Below are 12,717 nucleotides of genomic sequence, written 5' to 3'. Positions count from 1 at the left end.
TCATCCTCCCAGTACGGCTACGACACAGCCGTTTCCGTCGATGCCGGCGGTGCCGCCACCCATCGTTTCGACCACGGCGACGTCGGCACCGTCGACCTGGCGTGCACCACAGTCACCTCGCAGTTGCCACACGGCCTCTGCAACCTGTGCCAGCCCTGTGGCTCCGAGCGGGTGCCCCCGACTGAGCAACCCACCGGAGGGATTGATCGGCTGCGCTCCGCCCAGCGAGGTATGCCCCTCGTGGAGCAACGACGCAGCTTTGCCCTCGCCAGCGATGCCGAGCGCCTCAGACGTGACGAGCTCTCCGATCGTGAAGGCGTCGTGCAACTCCACCAGGTCCGCGTCCTCCGGTCCGATACCGGCAGCGTCGTATGCCATCCGCGCCGTATCTCGGACGAGTTCGTAACCCCAAGGTTGTACGGAGCGGTGATCCCACAGGTGCCCGGACAGAAGGGCAGTGGCCCTGAGTGGAATGTCGCGGCTCGTGCGGCGTCGAGGCCCGAGGATTGCTGCCGCAGCAGCGTCCGACAGGTCGCAGCACTGCAGCAGCGTCAATGGATCTGCCACCATCCGCGAGGCCAGAACCTCGTCCGCCGTGACGGTGCGCCCATGCTGCGCGCGGTCATTGAGCGATCCGTGACGCCTGTTCTTGACCGCAACCGCAGCCAAGTCGATGTCGGCAAGCCCGTGCAACGCCGCGTACCGGCTGGCAACCGAGGCATACACCGCAGGCAACGCCATACCGCTGCGACCTTCGGAATCGGTCGACTCCGGTGTGATGGGTCCGGCGAAGTGAGCGGTCATGGTTTCGATACCGAGGCACAGAACGGTGCCGTAACGCCCACTCTCGATGGCCCAGCGGGCCTCGTGAAGTGCAGTAGATCCTGTGGCACAGGCGTTTTCGATCGTCACGATCGGAACGCCCGTGATGCCCATCGACGACAGAGCTCGCTGGGCCGTGCCCGGGGCACCGAAGACCGTTCCGGCGAACACCGCGTCGATGCCGGTCAGCCCGGCGTCTGCCAACGCCTCCCGCACTGCGCTTTCGGCCAACTGCGGGGCTGAGAGCGACGGCTGCCGTCCGAACGAACTGGTTCCGACGCCCCATACATGTGCGGTCATGAATCGACACTCCCCTGAAGATCGCCGAAGCCGTTGACGCCGGTGATCGTCACGGAAGCACCCACCTGCACCGGGGACTCGTCGATGGGCGTCTCGACCAACACTCGTGGCCCATCCCGGAGATCGACGTACGCGAGCCCGCGGGGGCTTGGACGGTCCGGCACACGCACGCGCACGCAGGTCGACGCGAACACTGTGCCGGTCGGGGCGAACCGAGAACTCTCGGTGTCGGCACCGCACACCGGACACCGGATCAACGCTGCGAAAGTCGGGTAGGCGCACGTTCCACAACGCACGCCCACGACCGCGGCCGAACCTGAAACCGTCTCGACACGCGGCCTCGGATCGGGAGTGACGGTTGGCTCTCTGTCCATCATGATTTTAATATACCAATCGGTGGTTTGAATTAATAGAGCAGGTTTTGATGCGCCGGACAAGCAAGCTCAGGCCGGCGCGGACGACTGCGATTCGAGACCCAGCTCGACGCACATCTCGTCCCGCAATCGGTACTTCTGAATCTTGGTGGCCGACATCGGCCACGTCTTCTTCGCGACGACATAGTGCGGAACCTTGTATCGCGCCAACGAGACTCGACAGTGATCGAGCAACATCTGGGCGTCGAACACCGCCCCCGTTCGCAATTCCACTGCCGCCGCCGGAACTTCGATCAGACGGTCGTGTGGCACAGCGACCACAGCGGCAACCAGAACATCGGGATGCGAAACCAGAACACTCTCGATCTCGAGCGCAGCGACATTCTCGCCGCCCACTTTGATCATGTCTTTCAAGCGGCCGCGGTAGGTAACCCGGCCGAGCTCGTCGACAGACCCGCGATCGCCGGTATGCAACCATCCGGACTCGTCGAGCACCTCACCGGTGCGGGCATCGTCGTTCCAGTAGCCCGCGAAGACACCCCAGCCCCTGATGACCAATTCACCGACCATGCCCGGTTCGAGGATTCGACCGGTGAAGCTGTCCATGGCAGCGATGTCGACACCGGGAAATGCGCGCCCCTGCGACAGCACCCGATCGGCCAGTGATTCGTCGATTTCGTTGACGGCACTGACTCCCCCGCCCTCACTGCACCCGTAGGCACTGACCTGAACGGTGTGGGGAGTGCGAGCTTGCAACTTGCGCAACGCATCAGGCGGTGCGACGTTGAGCATGACCCGTACGTTCTTCAACGATTCCTCGGTGTAGTCGGAGTGATCGAGCAGCGCCTCGGTGACTGCTGGAAAAGCGGGCCATGCCGAGGTGACCCCCCACCGGTCGATCTGTTGCAATGCCGCCCGCGGCTCGAAGTACAGCTGAGTCACAAATCCCGCACCAGCGTCCACGCACGCCAGGAACGGGAGAACAAAGCTCAGATGGAAGAACGGCAGGGGATCCCACAGTCGGTCTTCGGCAGTCAGCTCGAAGCGGTACCGGCCGATGGAGTGCCCGCCGCGCACCAATGATCGATGCGTCAACTGGCAACCTTTGGGCAACGAGGTCGTTCCCGAGGTGTAGATCATCAGCGCGACATCGGTGCCGGTCGCAGTCCCGAGCATTTCCGGCACGATCGACGTCGGTGCTTCGGATTCCGATGTCACATCCCGAACCAGAACCCGCTTCAGGCTCGGAGCCGATTCGATGTCGATCGGACCGCCCAGATCCACGTGCGCGAGCTCGGTCAGCGCGCTGGTCAATTGACCGACGAAATCGATGCGGTCGTTGCGCATGGCCGAGACAACGAGGGTGTCGATGCGCGAATCGGCAAGTACATGCGCCAGCTCTCGCGAGGAAAATCTGGTGTTCAGCACAACAGCCACCGCACCGAGCGACGAGCACGCGAACAGCGTCTGCACCGCCCCGAAGGAGTTGGGGACCAGCAGGCCGACCCTGGACTGCGGGCCGACACCGTGCGCGTGGAGGTAGGACGCAGCCGCGCAGCTGTCCACGAAAAGCTGCTCGTACGTACAACTTTCCTCGCCCACGACCAAACACAGGTTGTGGGGATGGGCCTTCGCGGCGCGTTCCAGCGACGCGTGCAGCGTGAGATCGTTCGTGTCCGGAGCGGTAGTCATCGATGCCAATCCTCGAACCGTCGGGGTGATGCGAATCACGATAGTGCAGATTCTTTATTCTGCCAACCGATTGTTTGATTTATCTAATCGGGGACGCCCGGCGGAGTCGTCACCGCCGATGCCCCCAGCGCAGTCGCGCCACGCTGCACAGCCTCGGCCAATATCGACCGATCACCTCGACTCCACGTCACCGCGAGCCTCATATCGGTGAGCAGCCATTTCCCATCGGTACGAACGAGCGTGTCCTCGTAGAATCCGCCCAGCGTGTAGAACCTAGCGTCGCCGCCGGTGCGCAACATATGCTCCGCCACCACGTACACCGTTGACGTAGCGGTCTCGCCGGTGATGTGCACCAGAGGATTCGTCAACGAATGCTGCGTGGCATCCAGTCCGGTGAAGAGTGTTCGGCAATACGCCGTCCACCGATCGCCCGTGACCGAACCCGGAATCCGACTCGGGTCATGGGCGCTGTAATCCAACCGGACGGCATCCGTGATGCAACTACGGAACTGCGCCCAGTTGCGCCTGTCGATGCCCTGGACGAGCTTCGTCCGTACATCGAGCACATCCCAACGATCATCGACCACCACGTGAGCCTCCTGAATAGTCGTAATAATTACACCAAACGATTGGTTGCAATAAATCAGTTGCCACGATAGCGTCTGCACCGTTCGCTGTGATGCGAATCACGAGATGCGTAGCCCTTCGCCATCAGATTGCGGCACACTCGATTGGTGCCGTCCACCCTCGGGAGACACTCCATGTCCAACACACGATCCATCGACGTCACCAGCGTCATCGACAACGCGCCGTTTTCACGAATACAGAAGAAGGCAATCGGGCTGTGCATCGCGATTGCGATCATCGATGGTTTCGACGCTCAGAGCATCGGCTTCGCAGCACCCGCCATTGCCGCGGACTGGGACGTACCGGTGTCGTCGTTCGGATTGGTCTTTTCACTCGGCTTGGTCGGAATGATGCTGGGCGGCATGATTTTCGGACCGATTTCCGACCGGTACGGACGACGCAACGTCATCGTCGGGTGCACTGTCGCGTTTGCCGTGTTCACTCTCTCGACATCGATGTCGACATCGGTCGAGATGTTGATGATCCTCCGTTTCATGACCGGTCTCGGTCTCGGTGGCATCACGCCCAATCTCATCGCACTCGCATCGGAATACGCACCGGGCCGAATTCGATCCACCGTCGTCACCATCGTCGTCTGTGGGTTCTCGCTCGGTGGTTTCTTCGGCGGGTTCCTGGCCGCCTATCTGATTCCGACCTTCGGCTGGCACTTCCTCTTCGTCGTCGGCGGCATTCTCCCGTTGTTCCTCGCGGTGTACTCGTACTTCACGCTGCCGGAATCGGTCCGATATCTCACGGTGAACGGTAGAACTGCCGAGGCAGCGAACATCCTGGATCAGGTCTCCCCCGGGTCCGTACCGCCCGGCAGCTCTCTCACCCTCCCCGAAACTGCAAGCAACAAATCGTCGGTCGGCGCGCTGTTCAGCGAGGGCCGTACGTCACGAACAGTGATCTTGTGGAGCATCTTCTTCATGAACTTGCTCGTCATCTACTTCGTCCTCAGCTGGATGCCATCTCTGTTCAAGGAAGCCGGCTTGACCGCCTCCGTTGCGCTGGTGGCCACGGCGCTGTTCAATCTCGGCGGAGTAGTCGGCGGAATCACCATCGGCCGCTTGGCCGACCGCCGCGAGCGCCCGTTCGGTGTGATCGCTACGTCCTACGTTCTCGGTGCGGTGTTCATCGGTGTGGTCGCCGTTGCATTCCACATCGTTCCACTCATGCTCATCGCGGTATTCGTTGTCGGTGTCGGCGTCTCCGGAAGTCAAACCGGAATCAGCGCCGTCGCAGCATCCGCCTACCCGACCATTGCCCGGGCCACCGGCGTCGGTTGGGCGTACGGAGTCGGCCGTATCGGCTCCATAATCGGGCCGACTCTCGGCGGGTTCCTCATCGCCATCGGGCTCGGTGCCGTCAACATCTTCACCCTCACGATGATCCCGACCCTGCTCGCCGCGGCTGGAATTCTGTTGTTGTCGAGGAAGATCGGACACAGCCGGCCGGAAATCCCGAAGGGGACCACGGTGGAGAGCAGCGCAGAACTGGACAACGCATGAACCTCGACGAACTGAGCGATCTCGCCGAGATCAACGGAGTTCTGTTTCGGTATTGCCGGGGTTTGGACCGGATGGACAAGGAATTGACCAGGTCGTGCTGGCACGCCGACGGTACCGACGATCATGCTCCGCTGTTCGTCGGTACCGCGGACGACTTCCTCGAGTGGCTGTGGCCGGTTCATGCGGGAATGGAGCTCACTCGGCACGTGGTCACGAATGTCGTCGTCGATCTGCAAGGCGACCGAGCCGGCACCGAATGCTACTGGAGCCTGACTTTTCGAACCGCAACGAATACAGGGAGTGTCGACACCCAGTCCGGAGGGCGCTACGTCGACATGTTCGAGCGGCGCGATGGGGTCTGGGCCATTACACACCGCCGGTCGATTCGAGAGTGGAGCCGGACCGACGAGGTAGTGGAGCCCACAGACCCCGCGAAAGGCCAGCGGTTGATCGAGGCGCACAGCCCCGGTGCCGAGATCACCTCACCGGCGCGGGACCGGTCGGACTACTCGTACACGGCACTGCGAGCAACTTACTGATGGGCTCTCGGCGGGTAGTCGTCGTGACCGGTGCCGCCCAGGGCATCGGTCGCGGGGTGGCCGAGCGGATGGCTGCGCTCGGCCACCAGGTGGTCGGCCTCGATCACGATGCATCCCAACTCGCAAATTTTGCTGCAGCCCAGGGTGTTCACGGAATCGCAACCGATGTCTCCGACGACGCCCAGGTCGCGAAAGCCATTCGATCGATCGACGACGAGTACGGCCGGCTCGACGTCCTGATCAACAACGCAGGCATCAGTCCATCGCACGGTGGGCGGTCGCAGCCGGTCGAGGACATCGATCTGGGTGAGTGGGATCGCGTCTTGGCCGTCAACCTCACGGGCAGCTTCTTGATGTGCCGCGCCGCGCTGCCACTGATGAAGCGCGGCGGCTGGGGCCGCATCGTCAACTTCTCGTCGCAGGGAGGACGCACCCGGTCGCTGTTGTCCGGCGCGCATTACGGTGCGACCAAGGCCGGCCTGATCGGATTCACACGCGTCCTCGCAGGCCAGGTTGGCCGACACGGTATCACTGCCAATTGTGTGGCACCGGGGCGTATCGACACACCGCAGAGCCGCAGCTTCGGAGACGCGGAGGCCCATGCGACGCAGCTCCCCGCCGGCCGTCTGGGCGTACCGGAAGACATCGCTGCGGCCGTCGAGTATCTGATCTCCGATGGTGCGGGTTTCGTGACCGGAACGGTTCTGGACGTGAACGGCGGGCACTTCATGCCGTGAAATACCGGGAGGGCGGTTGGCCGCCCTCCCGGTATCCGCTCAGATCGAGTATCCCCCATCGACATTGAGCTTCTGCCCCGTGATCCAATTTGCTTCGTCCGACGAAAGGAAAGCGACGGCGTTCGCGATGTCCATCGTACTTCCGAAGCGGCGCATGGGAGTTCTGCGCAACACTTCCTCGAGGTCAGCTTCGGTAAGCTCGCCCTGCACGCGGAGCTTCTGCACCATCCCGTCCCCCAGTATTGCGGGCCCGATACTGTTGAATCGGACCCCGAAACGACCCTCCTCGACGGCGAAGGCGCGAACCAATTGTTCGACAGCGCCTTTGGTACCAGCAGACAGACCGTCACGTACGGGATACCGGCTCGTCGCGACCGTCGTCACCGCAACAACGTTGCCCTGCGAGCGTCGCAATGCGGGTAGCACCGCGTGAACAAGGTTGAAAAATGATGCGGCCTCGTCGGTGAGATGCTCCGCATACGTCGATGGTTCGACCTTCGACAAATGCGTCATGGGAACCAACGGTCCTGCAGCGTGCACGACCGCTCCGATTCCGCTACCCGCATTATCGATCTCGTCGACAACCGCCTTCACGGCTTTCGGGTCCGTGAGGTCGGTCTTCCAGCTCCGGGCGAGTCCACCGGCCTCGTCGACCGACTTCTCGAGTGCCTGCGCCTTCTCCGAGCTCGATCTGTACAGCAACGCAATAGGTTTGCCTTGGACCGACAGTCGACGGACGCAACTGGAACCGATTCCTCCCGTCGCTCCAGTCACGACGGTCCACGGTCGGTCACCAATCTGTTCGGATGCCATAGACCGAGCTTATATTATGCCAATCGTTTGGTTGTTTTATTACCTCTATTATTTGCTCCGTTGAGTGCCGAATCCTGGGCTACACGACCGAAGGTCAGGTCCTGGCCGAGTCCTTCGTACCACGCTCCACCACTCGTCGAGCGGTTCGGGCCACTGCCTCGTCGATCAGGAATCCCTTGCTGTCGACGGCCACACCCGAGGTGGCACGTTCCAAATCTGCCAACAGTTCCTCGGCCTCACGCACCTCGTTTTCCGAGGGCACGAAGACTGTTCGCACCGGTGCGAGTTGGGCCGGATGGATACACGCACGGCCGACGAATCCGAGACCGGCCAACGTTCGAGTATCAGCCTCGAATGCATCCGCATCGCGGAAGTTTCGCGACACCGCGGCCGGCGGCGGATCGATTCCAGCCGCCACGCTGGCTGCCACCACCTGAGCCCGCACGAACGACAGTGACTCCGCGGAGCCGTCGACGCCCAGATCGGCGGCGAGGTCCACCTCACCGATCTGAAGAAACTTGACCCGAGGCGCACGGGCAATCTCCAGAGCGGCGAACACTCCGGCGGCAGTCTCGATCAGAGGCGAGACCACCGCGCTACTGTCGTCGAGAAGAGCGTCGGCCTGCTCGATCTCGCGAGCAGACGACACCTTCGGCAGCCAGATGCCGGTCAGGTTCGGATGCAACACTGCACGAATATCACCCTCCTGCAACGGCCCTGGGTTCACCCGCACCCAGATCTGGACGTCACCCGGTTCGCCGGAGGCAACCCACTCGGCCACCGTCGCCCGCGCATGGTCCTTGTTCGCCGCGGTGACGGCGTCCTCGAGATCCAACACCACCGCGTCCGTGCCCGATGCCAGTGCCTTGTCGAAGCGCTCCGGCACGTCCCCGGGAACGTAGAGGTACGTCAGAGCCGTCCTCATCCGATCACTCCCGTACCCGCGACGAGGGACTTCGCGATGACGGTGCGCATGATGTCGTTCGTGCCCTCACCGATAGCCATGAGCGGAGCGTCACGGTAGAGGCGCTCGACGACGAACTCGGTCGAGTAGCCGTAGCCACCGTGAATGCGCATGGCCTCGAGGCTGGCGGTGATGGCAGCCTCGGAGGCGAAGTACTTCGCCATGCCGGCCTCCATGTCCACGCGCTTACCCGAATCTGCCTGTGATGCAGCCCAGTACGTCATCAGGCGCGCAGCCTGCAGCTGGGTCGCGATGTCGGCGATCTTGAGCTGAATGGCCTGGAACTCGGCGATGGTCTGACCGAATGCGGTGCGCTGCTTCGCATATTCGAGGGCGGCGTCGTAGGCGGCCTGAGCGATGCCGACGCTCCGTCCGGCGATGTTCAGGCGTCCGATCTCGAGACCGGACAGTGCCTGCTGCAGACCACGCCCCTCGACGCCACCGAGCACTGCGTCGACGGGTACGCGCACGTCGGTGAAGGTGATCTCACACGATTCGGTGCCCTTGTAGCCGAGCTTGCCCATGTCGCGCTGCACCTCGAACCCGTCGGTCGTGGTGTCGATCAGCAGCAGCGACATGCCCTTGTGCGCGGGGGTCGTGGTGGTGTCGGTCTTGACCAGTACCGGAAGCACATTCGCGTGTCGCGCGTTGGTGATCCATGTCTTCGCGCCGTTGACGACGTAGTGGTCGCCGTCGCGCTTGGCGGTGGTCTTGATTCCCTGTAGGTCGGTTCCGGCTCCGGGCTCGGTCAGGCCGACTCCCGTGCGCCATTCACCGGACGCGAGCTTGGGCAGCAGCGTCTTCTTCTGCTCCTCGGTACCGTGCTTACCGATCATCCAGCACGAGAGGTTGTGGCTACCGAGAATGCCGGCGACTCCCATCCAACCGCGGGCGAGCTCCTCGTAGACGAGGGTGAACGAGACCTTGTCGAGGTCGAGACCGCCGTACTCCTCCGGCGTCGTGATCCCGAACAGGCCCATGGCCTTCATGTGTTCGACGATCTCGGTGGGGTATCGCCCCGTCTTCTCCCACTCGTTCGCGACGGGGATGATTTCCTTGTCGACGAAGGTGCGCAACGCTTTCCGGAATGCCATCTGCTGTTCGTCGTACGTGAAGTCCATGATGAAGTCCTGTCGATTGGGGTGTCGTCGATCAAAGCGTCAAGGTGCCGGCGCGATGGCTGCGGCGAGATCGAGAATGGCGGTCAAGTCGGCTTCGTCGACCAGACCGAGGATGCGGTCGGCGAGCTCGCCGGCACGAAAATCGTTGCCGCAGTTGGCGAGAAACTTCTCCAGCAGACGGTCGTCGCTCAGCGGGAACCCGGCGGATCCCTGACTGCCGCCGACGGAGGCGTCGAGCACTCGACCGTCGGTGAGGGTGAGAACCGCCCTGCCCGACGCGGCGGCCGCGGGAACCTCGGACGGGAGGTTCGTTACCCGTACCTTGCGGGCGGTGACGAGGACGTCCTCGCGTGCGATGGATTCGTCGGTGTAGGTCGAGACGGTGATGGCTCCGTCGTGCAGTAGCGCGGCCACACTCCACGGCAGATCGAACTTGCCGTCGTAGGTGCTGCGCGGCGACGCAACACCGGTGTTCGGGCCGCACACGAAGGGACTCGAATCGGGGTGAACGAAGACCTCGATGTCGGCCACGTCTCTGGCTTGAACCGAACTGTCCCCGAGCGCCTTCGTCACTGCGTCGAGCGTGACGTGCATCAGCTGGCAACTGGGGTACGGCTTGATGCCGATCCGGGTGGCTTCCCACCGCGTGCCGAGTCCCTCGGTCAGTGCCGCAAAGTTCGTCGGCCGGTCGGTCAACGCAGCGTAGATTCCGCGTCGACCTTCGAGAACCGACGACGGGCCGGTGGCACCGGCGGCCGCGAGCCGAGCGGCCAGAACACCGTTCATACTCGCCGATCCCGGATGCAGCGCCTTGGTATCGGCGTCGGTGTCGAGAAACTCGAGCAATCCCGAACTCGACGATCCGGCGATCCCCAGAGCGTTGACCAACGTCTCGGTGTCGAATTTCGAGAGATGTCCGGCAACGAGTGCGGCCGTCAACGGACCCACCGCTGCCGTGGCGTGCACGCCCCGAGCGTGAAAGCCGTGCGGACTGACTTCACCGAGGCGACAGGCGGTTTCGAGACCGAGAGCCGCGGCGGTCAGCACATCCGAACCCGAGGCCGACACCTGTTGCCCGACGGCGAATGCCGCGGGAAGAGATACGGCCGTCGCGTGGACGAGCGCGCCCGCATGCGTATCGTCGAAGTCCAGAGAGTGCAGCATCACCCCGGTCGCGAAGGCTGCCGCCGGCGCGGACAAGCCCCGCGTGCCGGTGAGAGGCCGCGCCTCTGGTGGCCCGCCGAGAGCGTCGGCCACTGTCCAGCCCGGTCGGCCGTAGCCGAGGCGTTGGGCCGCAACGGTATTGCCGACGCCGTCGAGTAGGTGACGCGCGGCCGCGTGCCGGACGTTCTCAGGCAGGTCGGCAACGGTGACACCCGATGCCCACTCCGCCAGGATCGCCGAGGTCACGCCCGAACCTCGTCCTTCGCCGTTCCGAAGGCACCCTCCGCCTTCAGTTTTGCGACGCGTTCGTCGTCGTAGCCCAGTTGGTCGCGCACGATGTCGTCGAAGTGCTCGTTGCGCTGCGGCGCTCGGCGGTACTGCTTGGCCTCGGAACCGAAGTTCACCGGTGAGGCGACCTGGCGAACCGTGTTGTACACCGGGTGCTCGGTCTCGACCACAAGATTGCGTGCGAGCGTGTGAGGTTCGGTCAGCGCACGCTCGACGTCGTTGATCGGACCGGTCGGCACCCCGGCCGGGCCGAGCTTCGATAGCCAGTGCTCGACGGTATTCGTAGCGAACACCGCTTCCAGGATTGGCAAGAGAACGTCCTGATTCTTGCCCCGCAGCGAGAAGTTTGTAAACCGCGGATCGGCACCGAGGTCCGGGCGATCGATGGCAACCACCAAGCGGTCCCAGAATTTCTCCTTCGCGCAGCCGACGATGAGCCAGCCGTCCGTCGCCTCGAAGGCCTGGAACGGCACCAGGGACGGGTGAGCGGAGTTCTTCGTGCGGATCGGTTCGAAGCCGGCGTTGAGGTGCCACGTTGCGGGATACGTGAGCAGTGACATCGCCGTGTCGTACAGCGAGACGTCGCAGTCCCCGCCGATGCCGTCGCGTCGGGCAGCGTGCAATCCCGACAGCAGCGAAATGGCAGCGACGAATCCACCGGAGTAATCGACCAGCGACAGACCGGATTTGGTGGGCGGGCCGTCCGGGTCGCCGGTGACGCTCATCCAGCCGGCGAGACCCTGAAGAATGTAGTCGTAGCCAGGCTCTTTCGCGCGAGGGCCGGTCATACCGAAGCCGGTGAGACTGCAGCACACGATCGCGGGATTGAGGTGCTTGAGCTGGTCGTAGGTGATGCCGATCTTCTCGGGCACATCACCGCGGAGGTTGGAATAGACGGCGTCGCTGGTACGGACGAGGTCCTCGAACACCGCTCGGCCACTCGGGGTCGAGAGATCAAGGGAGAGACTGCGCTTGTTGCGGTTGAAGCTCTCGAAGAACAGCGAGTCCTCGCCCTCGTTGTAGGGCGGGACGTAGCGGCCGACGTCGCCGCCCACACTGGGGTCCTCGATCTTGATGACATCCGCGCCGAGGTCAGCCAGATGCAGGCTGCCGAAAGGGCCTGCCCCGTACTGCTCGAGGGAGATGATGCGTACGTCTTCGAGTGGCCTCATGCGTCGGAATCTTTCGTCGTGGGGAGTTCGAGCGGGCCGTTCTGCGCTTCGGGGAAGTAGTTCTGCCCGATGCCACTGTCGCGGGTGGCGACCATGACCGAGCGCTTCCATGAAATGACTTCGACGCCATCCTGATTGAGGCCGCGGGTGATCATCGAGACGATGCCGGCGTAGGGGCGTGACTCGGATTTGCGCAGTCCGGTGCAGATACTTTCGGCGTAGAGCGTGTCGCCTGCGTAGACCGGGTGGGACATCTTGATGTCGGTGAAGGCGAGGTTGGAGATTGCGTTCTGGCTCATGTCGATCACCGAAAGCCCAAGTACCACAGAGACTGTGAAGCCGGAGTTGACGATGACCTTCCCATCGGTGATGGGGTTCTGCGATGCCAGGTGCGCGTTGAAGTGGTTCTGGTTCGTGTTGAGCGACAGCAGCGTGATCCACGTGTTGTCGGTCTCCGAGATCGTCCGCCCGAAGGGATGTTGGTAGATGTCCCCCACGGCGTAGTCGTCGAAGAAGCGCCCCAGAACGGCCGGATGGATTGCCACCGTGTCTCCTCGTGTCGGTTTGGCGAGTGCCTTACCTAGACCATAAAC

At 63.1% G+C, this 12,717-nt stretch carries 13 protein-coding genes; 3 read left to right on the top strand and 10 right to left on the bottom strand.

Annotated features, from left to right (window positions below):
- The 4 genes from CH274_RS16630 to CH274_RS16615 all read right to left on the bottom strand — a co-directional run bounded on the left by CH274_RS16630 (position 1) and on the right by CH274_RS16615 (position 3,778).
- Positions 1-1,122 carry a thiolase family protein gene (locus tag CH274_RS16630; protein ID WP_094658160.1) on the bottom strand — a complete coding sequence of 374 codons (1,122 nt, stop codon included), beginning with the start codon at positions 1,120-1,122 and terminating at the stop codon, positions 1-3.
- Positions 1,119-1,499 carry a Zn-ribbon domain-containing OB-fold protein gene (locus tag CH274_RS16625; protein WP_094658159.1) on the bottom strand — a complete coding sequence of 127 codons (381 nt, stop codon included), beginning with the start codon at positions 1,497-1,499 and terminating at the stop codon, positions 1,119-1,121. The genes CH274_RS16630 and CH274_RS16625 overlap by 4 nt, the downstream gene beginning before the upstream one ends.
- A gap of 66 nt (positions 1,500-1,565) precedes the next feature.
- Positions 1,566-3,188, bottom strand: a complete 1,623-nt coding sequence (locus CH274_RS16620; RefSeq protein WP_143546594.1) for a class I adenylate-forming enzyme family protein — start codon at positions 3,186-3,188, stop codon at positions 1,566-1,568.
- Positions 3,189-3,271: 83 nt separating this feature from the next.
- Complete coding sequence (locus tag CH274_RS16615; protein WP_179275783.1) at positions 3,272-3,778, bottom strand: nuclear transport factor 2 family protein; 507 nt, start codon at positions 3,776-3,778, stop codon at positions 3,272-3,274.
- A gap of 171 nt (positions 3,779-3,949) precedes the next feature.
- Here CH274_RS16615 and CH274_RS16610 point away from each other — a divergent pair, with 171 nt between their 5' ends.
- The 3 genes from CH274_RS16610 to CH274_RS16600 are packed head-to-tail and all read left to right on the top strand — an operon-like array spanning position 3,950 to position 6,602.
- Positions 3,950-5,326, top strand: coding sequence for an MFS transporter (locus tag CH274_RS16610; RefSeq protein ID WP_256993613.1), 1,377 nt, complete (start codon positions 3,950-3,952; stop codon positions 5,324-5,326).
- On the top strand, positions 5,323-5,865 hold the full coding sequence (locus CH274_RS16605) for a nuclear transport factor 2 family protein (RefSeq protein WP_094658156.1): 543 nt from the start codon (positions 5,323-5,325) through the stop codon (positions 5,863-5,865). Before CH274_RS16610 ends, CH274_RS16605 begins: the two co-directional genes overlap by 4 nt.
- Complete coding sequence (locus tag CH274_RS16600) at positions 5,865-6,602, top strand: SDR family NAD(P)-dependent oxidoreductase (protein ID WP_094658155.1); 738 nt, start codon at positions 5,865-5,867, stop codon at positions 6,600-6,602. Before CH274_RS16605 ends, CH274_RS16600 begins: the two co-directional genes overlap by 1 nt.
- Positions 6,603-6,641: 39 nt before the next feature.
- Here the strand turns inward: CH274_RS16600 and CH274_RS16595 are convergent, their stop codons facing one another.
- The 6 genes from CH274_RS16595 to CH274_RS16570 all read right to left on the bottom strand — a co-directional run bounded on the left by CH274_RS16595 (position 6,642) and on the right by CH274_RS16570 (position 12,669).
- On the bottom strand, positions 6,642-7,415 hold the full coding sequence (locus tag CH274_RS16595; RefSeq protein WP_094658154.1) for an SDR family NAD(P)-dependent oxidoreductase: 774 nt from the start codon (positions 7,413-7,415) through the stop codon (positions 6,642-6,644).
- A 94-nt stretch (positions 7,416-7,509) separates the two neighbouring features.
- Complete coding sequence (locus CH274_RS16590; protein ID WP_094658153.1) at positions 7,510-8,340, bottom strand: HpcH/HpaI aldolase/citrate lyase family protein; 831 nt, start codon at positions 8,338-8,340, stop codon at positions 7,510-7,512.
- Positions 8,337-9,500, bottom strand: a complete 1,164-nt coding sequence (locus CH274_RS16585; protein ID WP_094658152.1) for an acyl-CoA dehydrogenase family protein — start codon at positions 9,498-9,500, stop codon at positions 8,337-8,339. Before CH274_RS16585 ends, CH274_RS16590 begins: the two co-directional genes overlap by 4 nt.
- Positions 9,501-9,539: 39 nt before the next feature.
- Positions 9,540-10,910 carry an MmgE/PrpD family protein gene (locus CH274_RS16580; RefSeq protein ID WP_094658151.1) on the bottom strand — a complete coding sequence of 457 codons (1,371 nt, stop codon included), beginning with the start codon at positions 10,908-10,910 and terminating at the stop codon, positions 9,540-9,542.
- Entirely contained in the window at positions 10,907-12,124 is a 1,218-nt protein-coding gene (locus CH274_RS16575) for a CaiB/BaiF CoA transferase family protein (RefSeq protein ID WP_094658150.1), read from the bottom strand. Before CH274_RS16575 ends, CH274_RS16580 begins: the two co-directional genes overlap by 4 nt.
- A complete protein-coding gene (locus CH274_RS16570) occupies positions 12,121-12,669 on the bottom strand; it encodes a MaoC family dehydratase (protein WP_094658149.1) in 549 nt (182 codons plus the stop codon). The genes CH274_RS16575 and CH274_RS16570 overlap by 4 nt, the downstream gene beginning before the upstream one ends.
- Positions 12,670-12,717 lie beyond the last annotated feature (48 nt).

This window comes from Rhodococcus sp. 06-418-5 (assembly GCF_002258285.1).
GTDB lineage: Bacteria > Actinomycetota > Actinomycetes > Mycobacteriales > Mycobacteriaceae > Rhodococcoides.
This window is presented reverse-complemented; position numbering and strand designations above follow the sequence as displayed.

Coding starts and splice junctions, on each gene's coding strand:
- CH274_RS16630 (WP_094658160.1), bottom strand. CDS start 1,122: ATGACCGCACATGTATGGGGCGTCGGAACCAGTTCGTTCGGACGGCAG.
- CH274_RS16625 (WP_094658159.1), bottom strand. CDS start 1,499: ATGATGGACAGAGAGCCAACCGTCACTCCCGATCCGAGGCCGCGTGTC.
- CH274_RS16620 (WP_143546594.1), bottom strand. CDS start 3,188: ATGACTACCGCTCCGGACACGAACGATCTCACGCTGCACGCGTCGCTG.
- CH274_RS16610 (WP_256993613.1), top strand. CDS start 3,950: ATGTCCAACACACGATCCATCGACGTCACCAGCGTCATCGACAACGCG.
- CH274_RS16605 (WP_094658156.1), top strand. CDS start 5,323: ATGAACCTCGACGAACTGAGCGATCTCGCCGAGATCAACGGAGTTCTG.
- CH274_RS16600 (WP_094658155.1), top strand. CDS start 5,865: ATGGGCTCTCGGCGGGTAGTCGTCGTGACCGGTGCCGCCCAGGGCATC.
- CH274_RS16595 (WP_094658154.1), bottom strand. CDS start 7,415: ATGGCATCCGAACAGATTGGTGACCGACCGTGGACCGTCGTGACTGGA.
- CH274_RS16590 (WP_094658153.1), bottom strand. CDS start 8,340: ATGAGGACGGCTCTGACGTACCTCTACGTTCCCGGGGACGTGCCGGAG.
- CH274_RS16585 (WP_094658152.1), bottom strand. CDS start 9,500: ATGGACTTCACGTACGACGAACAGCAGATGGCATTCCGGAAAGCGTTG.
- CH274_RS16575 (WP_094658150.1), bottom strand. CDS start 12,124: ATGAGGCCACTCGAAGACGTACGCATCATCTCCCTCGAGCAGTACGGG.